The sequence below is a fragment of the Hymenobacter daecheongensis DSM 21074 genome (assembly GCF_900141805.1).
In the GTDB taxonomy this organism is placed as follows: Bacteria; Bacteroidota; Bacteroidia; order Cytophagales; family Hymenobacteraceae; genus Hymenobacter; species Hymenobacter daecheongensis.
In genome coordinates this window covers 144,904-161,630 of the sequence record NZ_FQYN01000006.1, presented here as the reverse complement: position 1 = coordinate 161,630, position 16,727 = coordinate 144,904, and the positions used below count along the sequence as shown (strand labels likewise).

Here is a 16,727-nt window from a genome sequence, read left to right as displayed (position 1 = left end):
GCGCCGGGCTGCGTATAGCCTACTATCCATCTACCCCCAACGCCCCCACATCATGGCCCAGACCGCATCCACGCCCAAACACACGGACCCCGCCACCAAGAATAAGGAGAAGAAAAACGAGGAAACCGTGAAGGACAAGCCCGACGGCAAGAACAAAACCACGCAGAAGAAATAAGCTGGCTTTCAGCCCAAAAAAAGGCCGTTTCGGAACATTCCGGAACGGCCTTTTTTTGGGCTGCAAACCGTCTATTTCGCGGCCTGAATCTCGGCTACGGCTTTGTCGGCTACGGCCTGGTTGGCGGCGGCGTTGGTGCTGCCGGCCTGCTTCTTCACGGCAGCCTGAATCATGCCGATGGTGGGCTGATCCACGCCGAAACGCTTGTAGGTGATGGCCAGCGTTTTGAGGCGGTCTACGTCTTCGGCAAAGGCTTTCGGGTCGTCAAGGCGGGCCAGCATGGTGCCCATGCCTTCGAAGTACGAAAACTTAGCCTGGCCGCCGGCCGCGTCGAACTTGTCGCGCACGTAGCTCCACTGCGGCAGGCCGCCACTAGTAGCGTACACGCCCGCAATGGCCTGGCTGAGCACGGGCTGGTCGGTGCTTTCCAGGGCCTGGGCCTTGCTCAGGGCCTGGGTCGGGTTCACGGCGGCCAGGGCCTTGAGCGCGGCGGCCTGCACGGTGTAGGAGCTGTTGGTGCTCAGCTGATTGGCGAACAGCTTCTCGTCTTTCTTATCCTTGGCTTTGGCCAGGGCGGTGAGCAGCATAGCCAGGGCCTGCGGGTCCTTGTCGGCGGCGGCCTGCTTGCGCAGGGCCGGCACGGCGGCTTTGGCCACGGCTTTGTCGTCGAGCTTCAGGCGCTCGGCGGCCACCATGCGCAGGTTGTCGAACTTATCGTTCAGGCCGCTGAGCAGCAGCTTGAGGGCGGCCGGGTCGGTGGTTTGCTTGGCATCGGCGGCCAGCAGCGCCTCGCGGCGAGCCACGTAGAGCGGGGCGTTTTTGTACTGATAGGCAAACTCGGCAATGGACTTATTGTCGGTCTGCTGCCATACCAGCGTCTTTTCCGCGTCCACATCCACCAGGTCGGGCTTGGCGGAAAGCGGCATCGTGAAGGTCTGGCTGGCTTCGGTCATCATCACGCGCTGGCGCTGGGGCTTGCCGTTCACCCAATAATCAATGGCGAAGGGCAGCTGGAAGGTCTGGCCCGTCTGGTTCTGCTTCAACGTCACGGACTGCACCTTTTTGGCCGCGTCCCAGCTGTAATCGATGCTGACCACGGGGTGACCAGTGCCGTAGTACCACTGGTTGTAGAACCAGTTCAGATCCTGGCCTGATACGGCTTCCATCGCCAGGCGCATCTGGTGGGCTTCACCGTTGCCGAAGGCATTGTCTTTCAGGTATTTCTGCAGGCCGGCGAAGAATACGTCGTCGCCGAGGTAGGTGCGCAGCATGTCCACGATAGCGCCGCCTTTCTGGTAGCTCACCAGGTCAAACATTTCCTCCTTGTCGCCATAGTTGAAGCGTACGAGGTGCTTTTGGGCATCGGGGGCGCTGCGCAGGTAGTTGCGCAGGTTGCGGTGGTTGTGCGAGTCGCCGGCGTCGGCGCCGTACTTGTGCTCGGCGTAGAGGCCTTCGGAGAAATCGGCCATGCTCTCGTTCACGGTCAGGTTGCTCCAGCTTTCGGCCGTTACGTAGTCGCCGAACCACTGGTGAAACAGCTCGTGGGCAATGACGGACTCGTTGCCGTATTCGCGGTCGGGCAGCTGCTTGTCGGTCATCTGCACAAACTCGCCGTGCAGCGTGGCCGAGGTGTTTTCCATGGCCCCGCTCACGTAGTCGCGCACCACCACCTGGGCGTATTTATTCCACGGATACTCCACGCCGAGGCGGTTGGAGAAGAACTCCAGCATGTCGGGCGTGTTGCCGAAAATCTGCTTGGCAAAGGGCGCGTATTTGGGCTCCAGGTAGTAGCTCACCTCTTTGCCGCGCCAGGTTTCCTTATGAATCTTGAAGTCGCCGACGGCCATCATGAAAAGATACGGCGCGTGGGGCTGCTCCATTTTCCAGGTGTCGGTGCGCAGGCCGGGGCCGGCGGGCTTCGAGCCGTCGAGGCGGCCGTTGCTCAGCGTCACGTACTTGCTGGGCACCGTCATGCTGATTTCGGAGGTCGTTTTCTGGTTGGGCCGGTCGATGGTCGGGAACCAGGCCGACGAGGCTTCCGTCTCGCCCTGGGTCCAGATCTGCACGGGCTTGCCCTTCTCGGTACTGTCGGGGTTGATGAAATACAGGCCCTTAGCATCAGAAATGGCGGCGCTGCCCTGCACTTTCAGCTCGTCGGGCTTGGCCGTGTATTCGATGTAGATGGTGTAGGCTTCGCCCGGCTTCATGGCCCGGCCCAGGTTGATGCGCAGGTTATTCTTATCGGCGTAGTCATATTTCAGCGGCTGCAGCTGCTCGCCATTCACCAGGCTTACCGCCTTGATATCCATGCCCTTGGCATCGAGGCGCAGCGAGTCGGTGGCGTAGGCGTGGGGCTTCAGCGTCACCCACTCTTTGCCGTAGAGGTGGCGCTTGGCGTAGTCGAAACGCACGTCGAGCTTGGTGTGCACCAGGTCGTTGGTCTTGGTGGCCGAGGCGCGGTAAATCTTCAGCGCCGGGTCGGCCGGAGTTGTGGGGGCCTGTTGGGCCACGGCTGCCGTGCTCAGCAGGCAGATGGCAACGGTGAGGACTTTGTTCATGGGAAAAGGGAAAGTGGGAGGAAGAAACGGGGGAACTGAGACAGGCAGCCGGGCGGGGCCGGTAGGGCAACAGATGCAGCAAAGGGGCGTTTGGCTGCCCCAAAGCGGATTAAATGTAGGCCGATATTTTCGCGCCGCCGCCCCGGATAGGCATCTGTGGCACATTTATCCCCTTATCGGTGCCGGGCAAACCAGCCTGGAGCGAAATAGTGTCACAAACATATATACCGGTACTGTGCAAAGCAAGGTACTTTGTAAAAAAATTAATTCGGCAACTTATTATCCGCCGGACCGGAGCAAAAGACCCGTGCTCCAATAACAGAATAGGTTTTGCCCGTACATTTAACCGAATGCCTGCCTCCCCTCCTGCCGACCCCACTCAGCTCACCCGCGAGCAAGTGCTGCGCGCCCTGCGCCACCTCGACCGCACGGCCCTGGCCATTCCGGCCAGCACCGTCTACGACCTCGTGTACCGGGGCCGGCGCTACCCGCCGCGGGCCGTGGCGCAGCAGGCGTGGCGGCTGGCCACCGCCCAGCCCGACGCCGCCTGGCCCCTGCCCGCCGGAGCTCCCACCAACCAGGTGCTCGAGCGCCTCGACTTCACCATTACCACCAAGCGCCCCACCCTAGCCAATTCCCCGGCTCTCGACGGCGACGTGGTGGCTCAGGAAGCTATGCAGGAGCTGTACACTGGCCCCGGTCGCTCGGCCGCGCCCACCAAAACCGCTGCCGCCGTAGCCCACGAACCGGAAGCCGACTATGCCCCGGTCCCGCAACCCTACACCCGCGCCGAGGCCCGGCAGGAGCTGTTCATTTCCGATAAAACGCTGACCCAGGCGCTGGCCGCGCTGCACCGCCGCCGCAACCTGATTCTGCAGGGCCCGCCCGGCACCGGCAAAACGTTTCTGGCCCGCCGCCTGGCCTGGCTGGAGTTGGGCGCTACCGATGCGGCCCGCGTGGAGCTGGTGCAGTTTCATCCCAGCTACAGCTACGAAGACTTCATTCAGGGCTTCCGGCCCGATGCCCACGGCACCTTCCAGCTCACGCCCGGCGTGCTGCTTGGTTTTTGCCAAAAAGCTGCCCAGGAACCCGAAAAGCCGTATTTCCTGCTCATTGATGAAATAAACCGGGGCAACGTGAGCCGGATTTTCGGAGAGTTGCTACTACTGCTCGAAGCCGACAAGCGCGGCCCCGCCCACGCCGTGCGCCTGCCCTACGCGCCGCCCGAAGCACCGCGGTTTTTCGTGCCCGAGAACCTGTTCGTTATCGGCACCATGAACACCGCCGACCGTTCCCTCGCCCCGCTGGACTATGCTCTGCGCCGCCGCTTTGCCTTCATCCGAATGGAGCCGGAATTTGGCCCCGCCCTGCAAGGATTTCTGGCTGAAAAAGGCGTACCCAAACCGGTTATCAGCCGCCTGGTGGCGCGGCTCACCGAGCTGAACCAAACCATTGCCGACGACCCGGACTTAGGCCCCGATTTTCAACTGGGCCACAGCTATTTCTGCCAGCCGCCCGTCGAGCCGGCCGAGGCCGAAGAATGGCTCACGCTGATACTGGAGCAGGAAATCGGGCCGCTGCTGGATGAGTACTGGCTCGACCAGCCCGCCAAAGCCGCCGCCCAGACAAAGAGGTTGCTGCGCCCGTAGCCAAAAGAACGTCATTCCGAGCGCAGCCGAGGAATCTCGCGTGCTGATGTCAGATTACTAATCCCGTGTCAGCACGCGAGATTCCTCGACTTCGCTCGGAATGACGTTCTAACGGTTTACTATGCACAAGCCTTGGCTGAATCGTCCCCAAAATCCGCGTAATCCGAAAAATCCATCCGAATCCGTGGTCCCGATCCAGAACCTGTACTACCTGCTTTGCTATGCCTGGAACCGGCTGCCGGAGCAGGAGGCGCTGCTGAGCACCGAGGCTGCCGCGTTTCAGCGGCCGTTGGAGCTGCTGGCGCAGGTGCTGGCCAGCGGCACGAGCCGGCTGCTGCGGCGGGGGCTGGAAAACGCGTATTCGGAGCGGCGCGAGGAACTGGGCGAGCTGCGCGGCCGCCTGCTGCTGGCCGATAGCCTGAGCCGCGACCTGCTGCGCCGGGGCCGCGCCGTGTGCCAATACGATAAGCTGGGGCCAGATACGCCGTTCAATAGTCTGCTGCTGGGCACGCTCACGCAGCTAAGCACCGGGCGCAGCCTGCCGGCCGCGCTGCGCCACGACATCCAGAATCTGCGGCGGCGCTTCCCGGCCAGCGTTGTGCCCATGCCGCTTTCGGGGGCGGCGCTGCGGGCGGTGCGCCGGCTGCGGCTGTCGGGGGCGGAGGCATTTTTGCTGAATGTGTGCGAGCTTATTCAGCGCAGCGCCCTGCCCGAAGCCGCCGCCACGGGCCGCACCCGCTTCCGCGACTTTCGCCGCGACGAGAGGCTGATGGCCCAGCTGTTTGAGCAGTTCGTGCGCAACTTCTACCGCTTGGAGCAGCGCCAGTTCCGGGTACTTTCCGAAACGATTCAGTGGCGGGCCGAAGCCGGCTCGGCCGCCGACCTGGCCCTGCTCCCAGCCATGATTACGGACACCTCGCTGGAAAGCCCGGCCCGCAAAATCATCCTCGACACGAAGTACTACGCCGCCGCCCTGCGCCCGCGCTACGATCAGCAGAAGCTGATTTCACCGCACTTATATCAGCTTTACGCCTACCTGCAGAACCAGCCCACGCTGCCCGGCCAGCAGCTGGAAGGCATCCTGCTCTACCCCGCCGCCGCGCAGATGGTGGATGTGCGCTACACCCTGGGCGGCCACCCCGTGCGCGTGGTCACGATTGATCTGAACCAGCCCTGGCCCGGCATCAAAGCCGATTTGCTGGCCCTGCTGTAGGGGCGCGTGCAACGTGCCCCTACCCTGCCCGTCCATAGAATTAAATTTTCCCGGATTTCTGCCTAAACTGCTCACCCCTTCCTTCTTCCATCCACCAAACTTCTACCTCTTGAAACGACGCGACTTTGTAGGGCTGACCAGCTTAGCGGCCGGGGCTCTGTTTCTGCCGGGCATCCCCAGCTTCGGCGGCACGCTGGTAGACCCCGAGCGGCTGCTGGAAACCGTGGATCCGGCCCTGAAAAAGCGGCTGGCCGACGCGGCCCTCAACGCCGCCAAATCCGCGGGGGCTACCTACGCCGACGTGCGCATCGGGCGCTACCTCAACCAGAGCATTTTCACCCGCGAAAAGCAGGTGCAGAACATTGCCAGCGGCGAAAGCTACGGCGCGGGCGTGCGGGTGCTGGCCAACGGCAACTGGGGCTTCGCGGCCACCAACACCGTGACCGAAGCCGGGCTGGCCAAAGCCGCGCAGCTGGCCGTGGCCATTGCCAAAGCCAACGCGAAAGTGCAGAAGGGCCAGGTAAACCTCGCTCCGCAGCAGGGCTACGGCGAGGTGAGCTGGAAAACCCCGATTCAGCAGAGTGCCTTTGAGGTGCCCATTGCCCAGAAAGTAGAGCTGCTGCTGGCCGCCAACGCCAAGGCCCTCGACAACGGGGCCAGCTTCGTGAACTCGTCGCTGTTTCAGATCAACGAGCAGAAGTATTTTGCCAGCACCGACGGCTCCTACATCGATCAGGACGTGCACCGCATCTGGCCCACGTTCGGTGTAACGGCCGTAGACCGCGCCTCTGGCAAATTCCGCACCCGCGAAGCCCTCAGCGCGCCCATGGGTCTGGGCTATGAGTACCTGACGCCCAAGGCCGCCGACAAGATTGCCGGGCCGGCCGGCACGGGCCTCATCGGCTACAAAAACAGCTACGACATGCTGGAAGACGCGGCCCTGGCCGCCCAGCAGGCCAAGGGTAAGCTCACGGCCAAATCCGTGACGCCGGGCAAGTACGACATCGTGCTCGACCCCAACCACCTGGGCCTCACCATTCACGAAAGCATCGGCCACGCTACCGAGCTGGACCGGGTGCTGGGCTACGAGGCCAACTACGCTGGCACCAGCTTCGCCACGCTGGAGTGGAAGGCCAAAAAACAGCCCTACGGCTCGAAGCTGGTGAACATCTTCGCCGACAAAACCCAGCCCGGCTCGCTCGGCGCGGTGGGCTACGACGACGAAGGCGTGAAAACCAAGCAGTGGGACATCATAAAAGACGGTACGCTGGTGGACTACCAGAAAATCCGCGACCAAGCCGCCATTGTGGGGCAAGAGGAGTCGGATGGGTGCTGCTACGCGCAGTCGTGGCAGGATGTGCAGTTTCAGCGCATGGCCAACATCAGTCTCAAGCCCGGCCAGCAGAAAATGAGCGTGGACGACATGATCAAAGGCGTGGACAAAGGCATCTACATCGCCGGCCGCGGCTCTTACTCCATCGACCAGCAGCGCTACAACTTCCAGTTTGGCGGCACAGTGTTCTACGCCATCGAGAAGGGCAAAATCGTGGGCCAGCTGGAAGACGTGGCCTACCAGGCCAACACCCAGGAGTTCTGGAACAGCTGCGCGGCCATCTGCGACGAGTCGGACTACCGCTTGTTCGGCTCCTTTTTCGACGGTAAAGGCCAGCCCTCGCAGGTGTCGGCCGTCAGCCACGGCAGCAGCACCACGCGCTTTAACGGAGTTAATATTATCAATACGGCCCGCAAAGTGGGATAAATTTTAATGTGGGTAATGCAAATAGTATGGCCGGTGTGCCGTGGTATTTTTCACATTCACCCCGCATTTTCCACATTTCGCACATTCGAAAAAAACATGGCAATACTCTCTAAAGACGAAGCACAGAATATCCTCAAAAAGGTGCTCAGCTTCAGCACGGCCGACGAGTGCGAGGCGACGCTCAGCGGGCAGACGGGCGGCAACGTGCGCTCGGCCCGCAACGCCATCAGCACCAGCGGAGCCGTTGATAACGTGCAGCTCAGCGTAGAGGCGCGGTTTGGCAAGCGCAGCGGCGTGGCCACCTGCAACGAATTCGACGACGCGACCCTGCGCCGCTGCGTGCAGCGGGTCGAGGAAATAGCCCGCCTCGCCCCCGAAAGCCCCGAATACATGCCCCTGCTGGGCCCCCAGCAGTACCTGGATGGTTCGAAGGCCTTCGTGCAAAGCACCGCCAACATCACGCCCGACTACCGCGCCCAGCAAACGGCCGCCAGCCTGAACCTCTGCGAGAAGCGCAAACTCACTTCGGCCGGTTTTCTGAATGATACGGCCGGGTTCACGGCCCGCCGCAACAGCAAGGGCCTGGAAGCTTACCAGCCCTATACCAGCCTGGAATACTCCGTGACGGTGCGCACGCCCGACGGCACCGGCTCGGGCTACGCCGTGGCCGACTACAACGATGCCAGCAAGTTCGATGCCGGCCGCCTCACCCAGATTGCCGCCGACAAAGCCGCCGGCTCGGTGGCGGCCAAAGCCATTGAGCCCGGCAAATACACCGTGATTCTGGAGCCCGCGGCCTCGGTCGAGTTGCTGAGCAACATGATGGAGTCGATGGATGCCCGCGCGGCCGGCGAGGGCCGCAGCTTCCTGAGCAAGAAGGGTGGCGGCATCAAGAAGGGCGAAAAGCTCTTCGATGAGCGCGTCAGCATCTACTCCGACCCCAGCAGCGCCGACCTCCCCGGCCGCGTATTTGCCGGCGACGGCCGCCCGCAGAAGCGCGTGGCCTGGATTGAGAAGGGCGTAGTCAAAAACCTGTATTCCTCGCGCTTCTGGGCCCAGAAAGCCGGCATTCCGGACCTGCCCGCGCCCGGCGGCTGGATCATGGAAGGCGGCACCCAGAGCGTGCAGGACATGATTAAGGGCACCGCCAAAGGCATTCTGGTCACGCGCCTGTGGTACATCCGCGCCGTCGATCCGCAGACGCTGCTCTACACCGGCCTGACGCGCGACGGCACGTTCTACATCGAAAACGGCAAGATCAAGCACCCGGTGAAGAACTTCCGCTTCAATGAGAGCCCCATTATCATGCTCAACAACCTGGAGGCCCTCGGCAAGCCCCAGCGCGTAGACGGCAACCTAGTGCCCCCGCTCAAAATCCGCGAGTTCACCTTTACCAGCCTTTCCGACGCGGTATAAGGTGCGTGGTACGGCGAAAATCCGTTCCGCCACGAGCGAAGCGAGTTCCTGCGCGTTGTGTAGGTTTTTTCCACACACAGACCGGAGGACTGCTAAAGTTGAGCGAATGAAAAAGCCGCCAGCCATCAAGGCTGGCGGCTTTTTCATTCGCACTGGCAAGATTCGTTATATTCCAACACCCTCCCGTGCAACCATCCCGGCGGCGGCCGGCTCTCCTAAATAAGCTGGCCGGTTTGGGCTGGCCAGGCTGTAGCAAGCAGCCTGCTTTTCCTCACTTCAACCCTTCTCGGTATGCGCTCCATTTCTACTTCCGCCTCCCCGATCCTGCTCGGCCTGAGCCTGCTGGCTGGCCTGAGCCTGACTGGCTGCACCAAAAAGGAAAATGTGGAGCCCAATACCGCCTGTGGCACGCCGGCCACGGTGCGCCTGTGCCCCGGCAAGACGCTGATGTGCCCCACCGAGCACACCACGCTGGTACTGGCCGATGGCACCAGGCTGCAGCCTACCGGGCCAGCCTGGGATGCTTACCAACCCCAGCAGCAGGATGGGCAGGTGCTGCGCATTGGCTACACCAAAGGCGGGACCGTGGCGGCCGGCAGCTTGGCCGACGTAGCCGTGGTGCTAACGTGCCTGGAAACCGCCGACCGCTGCGGCACCAAAGACCCCGGCAAAAAATAGCTCGCTCTACTAATCGTCGCCGAGCTGCACTGCCACGTAGGCCTGAAATACGCGGTTGTGCAGCTTTGCGTCGTTTACGCCGGACACGTTTTTCACATCGTTGATGTCGTTGATGCCGGCATTGAAGCGGCCGCCGAGCAGCACCGGGCCCAGCTTGAGGCCCGCGCCGGCGCATAGGCTGAAGTCGCCTTTCTTGAAGTTATCCTCTACCTGCCGGCTGGTGCTGCCATACTGCGCCGTGGTGCCGGGAGCTGATACCAGCATCGTGCCCGCGTCGCGGGCCGTGAGCAGCACCCCGAACTGCGGCCCGCCTTCCACAAACACCGGCCCCACTGATACTTTGGCCAGAATGGGCAGCGTGAGGTAGTGCAGCTTGGTGTCGTAGTTCTCGAAGTCAGACTTGGTTTCGGTGCCCTGCAGCGAGTACAGCAGCTCGGGCTGCAGCGAGACGGGGCCGATAAGCTTGTACTGGTAGAGCAGACCGGCGTGGTAATAGGTCTTGTAGCGGGTGCTTTCGTTGATTTTACCATCCAGCACGGCGGCATTCGCGCCGGCTTTCAGGCCAAACTGGCCCTGGGCCGTGTGCAGCGCCAGCAGGGCGGGCAGCAGTAGAAGCAGACGTTTCATAGCGCGGGAAGTGAGCGTGGAAGTAAGCCGGGACAAAGGTTGGCTTTCGGCAACGCAATTTCAATAACGCTGGCGGGGGCCACAATTATTGCCGGTCGGCGAAGCCACCTTTCCGGATTTGTTCCCGTCCTTGGCCCGGCTTCTTCGCCCCGCCGCCTCATGCCCACGCCTTTCACTTTCGTTCGTCTGCAGTACCGCTCCGGCGACTGGGATGCCGTGGACGAGCGGATGCCCGCCAACCTGCTGCACTCCCTGATTCAGTACACTAAGGTGCCCGTGAATCCGAAGGAAAAAGTGGTAGCCCTAGACAGTCCGGAGCTTTTTAATTACCCCTTCTGCTACCTTTCCGGCCACCGCCTGGTGCAGTTTTCGGCCGCGGAAAAGCAGAACTTCACGCAGTACGTGCGCAACGGCGGCTTCGTGTTCGTGGATGACTGCAACCACGACATCGACGGCCTGTTTGCCCGCTCCTTCGAGGAGCAGATGCGCCAGTGCTTCGGGGCCGAGGCGCTGCGCAAGCTCCCGAAAACGCACCCGATTTACGCGCAGTTTTTCCCCTTCCCCGACGGCCCGCCGCCTACCACCTTCGAGCTGAATGGCTGGGGCGACGACCTGGTGCACGACTACCTGAAAGGCATTGAAATAAACGGCCGCCTCGGCGTGCTCTACTCCAACAAAGACTACGGCTGCGAGTGGGACTACGACTTCCGCAACAAGCGCTTTCTGGCGGAGGACAACACGAAATTTGGGGTGAATATCCTGCTGTATGCGTTAACTGCGTAACCTGTCAACTCTTTCCGGCACAACCTCCGCGAAAATCTGCGCCTACCTCCGCGAACCTCTGCGGGAAATCTTATCTGGATGACTGAACAAGAACTCAAGAATCTACTGGCCAAGCTGCCGGTGCTTAAAGCTGAAATTGCCAAGGTTATTGTGGGCCAGGAAACGGTGCTCGATGAAGTGCTGGTGGCGCTGCTGGCCGGTGGGCACGCGCTGTTGGAGGGCGTGCCGGGGCTGGCCAAAACCCTGCTCGTGCGCACGCTGGCCGCCGCCACCGACTTGCCGTTCCGCCGCATCCAGTTCACCCCGGACCTGATGCCGACCGACATTCTGGGCACCGAGGTATTGGAGGAAGACCACGGCACGGGGCACCGCTCCTTCAAGTTCAACCCCGGTCCCATCTTCGCCAGCCTGGTGCTGGCCGATGAGATAAACCGCACGCCGCCCAAAACCCAGGCCGCGCTGCTCGAAGCCATGCAGGAAGGCCACGTGACCTACGCCGGCCAAGAGCACGCGCTGCCCAAGCCATTTTTTCTGCTGGCCACCCAAAACCCCATCGAGCAAAGCGGCACCTACCCGCTGCCCGAGGCCCAGCTCGACCGGTTTCTGCTCTACATCCGCATCGGCTACCCCACCGAGCAGGAGGAGCTGGCCGTGCTGAGCGGCACCACCGGCACCGCCCGCCCCGCGGTGCAGCCCGTGCTCAGTGGCGAAGACATCCGTCAGCTGCAGCAGCTGGTGCGGCAGGTGAGCCTCAGCCCCGAGCTACTCGACTACGTGAACCGGCTGGTGCGCGCCACCCGCCCGGCTACGTCCCAGGTGAAGTTTATTCAGGAATACGGCCGCTGGGGCGCGGGCCCCCGCGCCGGCCAAGCCCTAATTCTGTGCGCCAAAGCCCGCGCCCTGCTTCAGGGTCGCTTTGCCGCTACCCTGGAAGACATCCGCGCCCTGGCCCCGCCGGTGTTGCGCCACCGCATCCTGCTCAACTTCAACGCCGAAGCCGAAAACCTAACCGCCGACGATGCCGTGGCCGAATTGCTGCGGGATGTATTGTTGTAAAATTCACACAAGGTGTGGCAGGGTTTGAACCACCACTGCGAAACCATGCGAAAACCACTGCGAGACCCTGCGTGAAATGTCGCTGCTGACTCCCGAACTCCTGCACTCCCTGCACAATCTGCCCCTGGCGGCCCGAAAGGCCGCCGAGGGCTTTTTGGCGGGTCACCACCAGAGCCGACGGCAGGGCGCGGGCCTGGAGTTCAGCCAGTACCGCCCCTACCAGCCCGGCGACGACCTGCGCCGCCTCGACTGGCGCCTGGCCGCCCGCTCCGACCGCTACTACCTGCGCGAATCGGAAGTAGATACCAGCCTCACGGTGCACCTGCTGCTCGATGCCAGCGCCAGCATGAACCACCGCGACGACAATGGCCTGACCAAGCTCGACTACGGCCGCCTGCTGCTGGCCGCGCTGGCCTACCTGGCCCAGCAGCAGGGCGATGCCGTGTCACTCAGTATTCTGCACCCCGGCGGCCTAGTGCACCTGCCTGCCCGCCCCGATGCCCGCCAGCTGCCCCGCATCTACCAGGCGCTGCAAAACACGACCGGCGCAGGACGCTTTCCGGAGGCGGCGCTGTTGGCTCCGCTGCTGGTCCGCCGCCAGCGCGCCCTTACGGTATGCTTGAGTGATTTATACGAAGAAGAAGCCGAGATTCAGACCCTGCTCGCCCGCCTGCGGGCTGTGTCGGGCGAGGTGCTGCTGCTGCACCTTCTGGCCGGCAACGAGCTGAATTTCACGTATCAGGGAAGCGTCACGCTGCAGGATCTGGAATCGGGGCAAACGGTGCAGCTCAATGCCGAGGCCCAGCGAGCCGGCTACCAGCAGCAGCTGCGCGAGTGGCTGCGCACCACCGCCCACGCCGCCCGCCGTCAGGGCTTCGACTACCACCAGCTTTCTACCGCCGAGCCGCTGGATGCGGCGCTGCGCGAATTTTTGCGCCGCCGGCAGGCCGCTTCGGGCTGAGTTGCGCGTCTTTGCTTTCATCTGATTTTCGATTCCTAATTTCTCCGCTGCTTGCTCACGTTTCTTGCCTCTTCCGGATTGTTGGCGTTGCTGGGCGTGGCGGTTCCCGTGGCTATTCACTTATGGAACCGACGGCCGGGCCGCGTGGTGGCCGTGGGCAGCATTCGGTGGCTGCTGGCCGGGGCCAACCGCCGGATGCGCAGCCTGAAGCTGGAGCAGCTGGCGCTGTTGCTGCTGCGGGTGGCCGTAGTGGTGCTGCTGGCCCTAGCCGTAGCTGAACCCGCATGGCAGCGCCCCGGCCGAGCCCCCGCCGGCCAAATCCTGCTCAGCGCCGATGTACTCACTTCCGGCTCCCTGGCCGTCATCCGCCCCACCATCGACTCGCTGCGGCGGCGCGGCTTTGCGCTACGCCGGCTCGCGGCCGGCTTCCCCCGCCTCTCCGATACCCTGTGGCAGCAACTGAACCAACCTTCCCCCGATTCGACCGCGCTTCCCGCAATTTCCGCCGACCGCACCGCCAGCTTCTGGCCCCGCGTCGCGCAGGCCACCGACTCATTTCCAAACCAGCTGATACAGGTGTACACCTCGGCGGCGCTGCGCCATTTTCAGGGCATCCGGCCGGCGCTACCTGCGCGCGTAGCGTGGCAAACCGTACCGCTACCGCCCACGAAAACTACCTGGCTGCAAGCCGCCAGCCTCAGCGGCCCCGATAGCCTGCGGCTGCTGGTGAGCCGGAGTTCGGAAGAGGGCACTTCCGCCCGTAGCTTCAGTGTGCGCCGGCCGCGCCAGACTGCTATTCTCACCGCACCCCAAAGGGGTCTGCCGCCGCTACATTATTATCCTACTGCGGCCGGTCCGGCCAGCATCCGGGTAGCGGGGCCGGATTCGGCCCGCGTGCCGGTGCAGCCGCCGTTGCGCGTTTGGGTGTATTATGATGCAGCGCACGCGCCGGATGCGCAATATCTGCGGGCGGCACTGCGGGCTGCCGCGCTGGGTTTGCCTACGCGCCTGGTGCTCACGGTTTCTTCTACCGCGCCCGCCGCCACCACCCCGGCCGACTGGCTGTTTTGGCTGGCTGATGCAGCCCCGCCCGTGGCCTGGCAGGCGCGGGTTGCGCGGGGGCTGCGGCTTTGGCAGGATGGCCGGCAGCCCGGTGTTTTTCTGCCCACCAGCTTTTCCGTGGTTCCGCTGCGCGAATCATTTCCCCTGACCCGCCTCGACACCCAGCGGCGGGCCGGGGCCGCCGTATTGTGGCGCACTGCCACGGGCCGACCCGTGCTGTCGCGGCGGCTGAGCGGCCGGGGCGCATCCTACTATTTTCATAGCCGGCTGCATCCGGCCTGGAGCCAGCTGGCCGAAAGCTCCGAGCTACCGGAACTGTGGCTCACGCTGCTGCGCCCCATCTTGTCCGCCCCGACCCCGCCCCAGGATCAGCGCCTGCTCGACCGGGCCCAGCTGCGCCCGCAGCAACGGCCACCAACCACAGTGGCCCAGCCCTTACGCCCCGCTGCCGATACTACTGCCCTGCGCGTGTGGCTGGTGTTGGCGGCGGCGCTACTGTGGGCGCTGGAGCGGCTGGTGGCGGCTCGTATTTCCTCCCTTCTGGCCGCGCCGCTATGAGTATTGGTATTTTATCATCGGAGCCAAAGGTGGGCCTGGAAGCGCTGCAGCGAATCCGGCGGCGGTATGCGGGCCAGCGCAGCGGCCGGGTGCTGCTGCCCGCGCTGGCGGCCTTGCTGCTCCTGGCACTTGTGGCGCTGCGGCTACCTCAGCTCCGGTGGCTGGCGCTGGGTGGCGCTGCCGTAGGTGCTGGCTGGCTGACGTGGCAGCTCGGGCGCATCTGGCGGCTGCCGGCCGCCGCCATTGCCCGCCTGCTCGACCGGCGCTTTCCCCAACTCGAAGACAGCACCGGCCTACTCCTGCGGCCCGCGGCGCAGCTTAATCTGTTGGAGCAATTGCAGCAGCGGCACGTAGCTGCGCGGTTGGCTGACTTATGGACCAGTGACGCGGCATTGCCAGTGCGGTATCAGCCCGCCGCGCTGCTCACGGCCGGCCTGCTGGCGCTGAGTGCCGCTCTGTGGGTTTGGCCTTCTTTCACGAAGACTGAGTTAACTCATTATCAAGCCACTACCAACCTGCATTTCCCGCCCTCGGTCAACCCTAAAGCAAAGCCGGTGCCGGCTAAAATTATAGAGACGCGCATCCGGGTTGTGCCGCCGGCCTACACCCGTCAGGCCGCGTTTACGGCCGCCGCGCCTTCCTTCACTTGCCCGCAGGGCGCGCGGGCCATCTGGACGGTGCGCGTGAGCCGGGCGGCGGGCCGGCCGCTGCTCGTGCTGAATGGGCAGCGGGTAGAATTTCAGCCCGTGGCGGGCCAGCCAGCCGTGTTTTCGGCTGCTTATACGCTCACAAAATCAGCGTTGTACCAGATTCGCTTCGCCGGCCAGACTTCCACTGACTACGCCGTAGAGGTGCGCCCCGACCGTGCCCCCGTCATCCGAATTCGCAGCCCCCGGCCCTATACGCTGGTGGAATTTGGGCAAAAGCCGGAAGTGGCCATTCAATTGGCGCTAAGCGACGACTACGGCCTGACCCGCGCCCAGGTGGTGACTACCATCGCGCAGGGCCAGGGCGAGGCCGTCAAGTTCAGGGAAGTAGTGGCCGAGCTGCCCGGCTTCCAAAATCAGCCTATCCAGCACCCGGCCACGCACCGGCTGCGCCTGTCGGCCCTGGGCCTCACCTACGGCGACGAGCTGTATTTCTACGTGCGCACCTGGGACAACGCCCGCCACGACACCCGCTCCGACACCTACCTGGTGCAGTGGGAAGACACCACCGTAACCGACGCTGGCAACGACATGGCCATGGGCGTGAACGTAATGCCGGCCTACTTCCGCAGCCAGCGGCAGGTAATCATCGATACCGAAAAGCTGCTGGCCGAGCGCCGCCAACTCACGCCAACGGCCTTCGCCGACCGCGCCAACGCTCTGGGCCACGACCAGAAAGTGCTTCGCCTGCGCTACGGCAAGTTTCTGGGCGAAGAGTTTGCGCAGGGCATCGGCCAAAGCTCCCCCCGCCCGCCCGTAGCCGAGGCCGGCCACGCCGAAGACGCCGACTACACCGCGGCGGATGAGGACGGGCACGACCATAGCACCGAGCCCGCCCCTTCCGGCGCTGCTCCGCCCGCGCCGGAGCAGCTGCTGGAGCCCTACCTGCACCGCCACGACGACTCCGAAACCGCCGACTTTCTGGAGCCTGCCGTGAAGGCCAAGCTGCGTGGCGTGCTGGGCCAGATGTGGGAAGCCGAGCTGCGCCTGCGCACTGTGCGCCCGGCCGAGGCGCTGCCCTACGAATACCGCGCCCTGCGCCTGCTCAAGCAGGTGCAGCAACAAACCCGCGCCTACGTGAAAAAGTCCGGCTTCGACTCGCCCGTCATTCCCGAAGCCACCGTGCGCCTCACCGGCGAGCTGGCCGGTGCCGCCGCCCCGCGCCGCCGGCAGCAGCTGGCCGCCCCGCCCGCTCAGCCCGACGTTCGGGCGGCGCTGACGGTACTGAGCGCGCTGCGGCGCGGCGCGGCCGTGCCTCCCACTAAAGCAGCAGTGCTTGAACGGGCCGGTCAGCAGTTGGCAGGGGCCGCGCTGGCACGGCCGGGGCGCTACCTGGCGGCCATACGCCAGCTCCGGCAGCTCAGCGCCGAAATCCGGGCCGGCCGCCCGCCCTGCCTCGCGTGTGCCGGGGCCGTGGAGGCGGCCTTCACCGGGTTGCTGCCGGTGCCGCCCGCGGCCCCAGCCCGCCCGCCCGGCCCCGACCGGCTGGCGCGGCGCTATTTCCAGGAGCTTAGCCGCTAGCTTT

Annotated in this window: 13 protein-coding genes; 11 read left to right on the top strand and 2 right to left on the bottom strand. The window is 63.9% G+C overall.

Features of this window, described 5'->3' with window-relative positions; translation table 11 throughout:
* Positions 1 to 52 precede the first annotated feature (52 nt).
* Positions 53 to 175: a hypothetical protein gene (locus BUB62_RS19675; protein ID WP_262490510.1), complete on the top strand. Its 123-nt coding sequence runs from the start codon at positions 53 to 55 to the stop codon at positions 173 to 175.
* Between the two features lie 71 nt (positions 176 to 246).
* Here BUB62_RS19675 and BUB62_RS12835 read toward each other — a convergent pair whose 3' ends face one another.
* Positions 247 to 2,733 carry a M1 family metallopeptidase gene (locus BUB62_RS12835; protein WP_073110651.1) on the bottom strand — a complete coding sequence of 829 codons (2,487 nt, stop codon included), beginning with the start codon at positions 2,731 to 2,733 and terminating at the stop codon, positions 247 to 249.
* Between the two features lie 350 nt (positions 2,734 to 3,083).
* On the opposite strand from BUB62_RS12835, the gene BUB62_RS19340 reads away from it, so the two are divergent.
* The 5 genes from BUB62_RS19340 (at position 3,084) to BUB62_RS12810 (ending at position 9,448) form a co-directional block, all read left to right on the top strand.
* Complete coding sequence (locus BUB62_RS19340; protein ID WP_159437464.1) at positions 3,084 to 4,382, top strand: AAA family ATPase; 1,299 nt, start codon at positions 3,084 to 3,086, stop codon at positions 4,380 to 4,382.
* A 184-nt stretch (positions 4,383 to 4,566) separates the two neighbouring features.
* A complete protein-coding gene (locus BUB62_RS12825) occupies positions 4,567 to 5,595 on the top strand; it encodes a 5-methylcytosine restriction system specificity protein McrC (RefSeq protein ID WP_073110650.1) in 1,029 nt (342 codons plus the stop codon).
* Between the two features lie 109 nt (positions 5,596 to 5,704).
* Positions 5,705 to 7,354: a TldD/PmbA family protein gene (locus tag BUB62_RS12820; protein ID WP_073110648.1), complete on the top strand. Its 1,650-nt coding sequence runs from the start codon at positions 5,705 to 5,707 to the stop codon at positions 7,352 to 7,354.
* A gap of 96 nt (positions 7,355 to 7,450) precedes the next feature.
* Positions 7,451 to 8,770 carry a TldD/PmbA family protein gene (locus tag BUB62_RS12815; protein ID WP_073110646.1) on the top strand — a complete coding sequence of 440 codons (1,320 nt, stop codon included), beginning with the start codon at positions 7,451 to 7,453 and terminating at the stop codon, positions 8,768 to 8,770.
* A 291-nt stretch (positions 8,771 to 9,061) separates the two neighbouring features.
* Positions 9,062 to 9,448, top strand: a complete 387-nt coding sequence (locus BUB62_RS12810; protein ID WP_073110644.1) for a hypothetical protein — start codon at positions 9,062 to 9,064, stop codon at positions 9,446 to 9,448.
* Positions 9,449 to 9,457: 9 nt separating this feature from the next.
* On the opposite strand, the gene BUB62_RS12805 is transcribed toward BUB62_RS12810, so the two are convergent.
* Entirely contained in the window at positions 9,458 to 10,075 is a 618-nt protein-coding gene (locus BUB62_RS12805) for a porin family protein (RefSeq protein ID WP_073110642.1), read from the bottom strand.
* 159 nt (positions 10,076 to 10,234) lie between these two features.
* Here BUB62_RS12805 and BUB62_RS12800 point away from each other — a divergent pair, with 159 nt between their 5' ends.
* The 5 genes from BUB62_RS12800 (at position 10,235) to BUB62_RS12780 (ending at position 16,723) form a co-directional block, all read left to right on the top strand.
* Complete coding sequence (locus tag BUB62_RS12800) at positions 10,235 to 10,858, top strand: DUF4159 domain-containing protein (RefSeq protein ID WP_073110641.1); 624 nt, start codon at positions 10,235 to 10,237, stop codon at positions 10,856 to 10,858.
* A 78-nt stretch (positions 10,859 to 10,936) separates the two neighbouring features.
* Positions 10,937 to 11,914, top strand: a complete 978-nt coding sequence (locus BUB62_RS12795) for an AAA family ATPase (RefSeq protein ID WP_073110639.1) — start codon at positions 10,937 to 10,939, stop codon at positions 11,912 to 11,914.
* Between the two features lie 76 nt (positions 11,915 to 11,990).
* The gene (locus tag BUB62_RS12790) at positions 11,991 to 12,875 is read left to right on the top strand and encodes a DUF58 domain-containing protein (protein WP_073110637.1); all 885 of its coding nucleotides are present in this window, start codon (positions 11,991 to 11,993) and stop codon (positions 12,873 to 12,875) included.
* A gap of 51 nt (positions 12,876 to 12,926) precedes the next feature.
* On the top strand, positions 12,927 to 14,495 hold the full coding sequence (locus BUB62_RS12785; RefSeq protein ID WP_084539050.1) for a BatA domain-containing protein: 1,569 nt from the start codon (positions 12,927 to 12,929) through the stop codon (positions 14,493 to 14,495).
* The gene (locus tag BUB62_RS12780) at positions 14,492 to 16,723 is read left to right on the top strand and encodes a DUF4175 family protein (RefSeq protein WP_073110634.1); all 2,232 of its coding nucleotides are present in this window, start codon (positions 14,492 to 14,494) and stop codon (positions 16,721 to 16,723) included. Before BUB62_RS12785 ends, BUB62_RS12780 begins: the two co-directional genes overlap by 4 nt.
* Positions 16,724 to 16,727 lie beyond the last annotated feature (4 nt).

What these genes read in the sequence shown, in the direction of transcription:
- BUB62_RS12815 (WP_073110646.1), top strand. Translation starts at nt 7,451, where the DNA reads ATGGCAATACTCTCTAAAGACGAAGCACAGAATATCCTCAAAAAGGTG.
- BUB62_RS12795 (WP_073110639.1), top strand. Translation starts at nt 10,937, where the DNA reads ATGACTGAACAAGAACTCAAGAATCTACTGGCCAAGCTGCCGGTGCTT.
- BUB62_RS12780 (WP_073110634.1), top strand. Translation starts at nt 14,492, where the DNA reads ATGAGTATTGGTATTTTATCATCGGAGCCAAAGGTGGGCCTGGAAGCG.
- BUB62_RS19675 (WP_262490510.1), top strand. Translation starts at nt 53, where the DNA reads ATGGCCCAGACCGCATCCACGCCCAAACACACGGACCCCGCCACCAAG.
- BUB62_RS19340 (WP_159437464.1), top strand. Translation starts at nt 3,084, where the DNA reads ATGCCTGCCTCCCCTCCTGCCGACCCCACTCAGCTCACCCGCGAGCAA.
- BUB62_RS12810 (WP_073110644.1), top strand. Translation starts at nt 9,062, where the DNA reads ATGCGCTCCATTTCTACTTCCGCCTCCCCGATCCTGCTCGGCCTGAGC.
- BUB62_RS12835 (WP_073110651.1), bottom strand. Translation starts at nt 2,733, where the DNA reads ATGAACAAAGTCCTCACCGTTGCCATCTGCCTGCTGAGCACGGCAGCC.
- BUB62_RS12790 (WP_073110637.1), top strand. Translation starts at nt 11,991, where the DNA reads ATGTCGCTGCTGACTCCCGAACTCCTGCACTCCCTGCACAATCTGCCC.
- BUB62_RS12800 (WP_073110641.1), top strand. Translation starts at nt 10,235, where the DNA reads ATGCCCACGCCTTTCACTTTCGTTCGTCTGCAGTACCGCTCCGGCGAC.
- BUB62_RS12805 (WP_073110642.1), bottom strand. Translation starts at nt 10,075, where the DNA reads ATGAAACGTCTGCTTCTACTGCTGCCCGCCCTGCTGGCGCTGCACACG.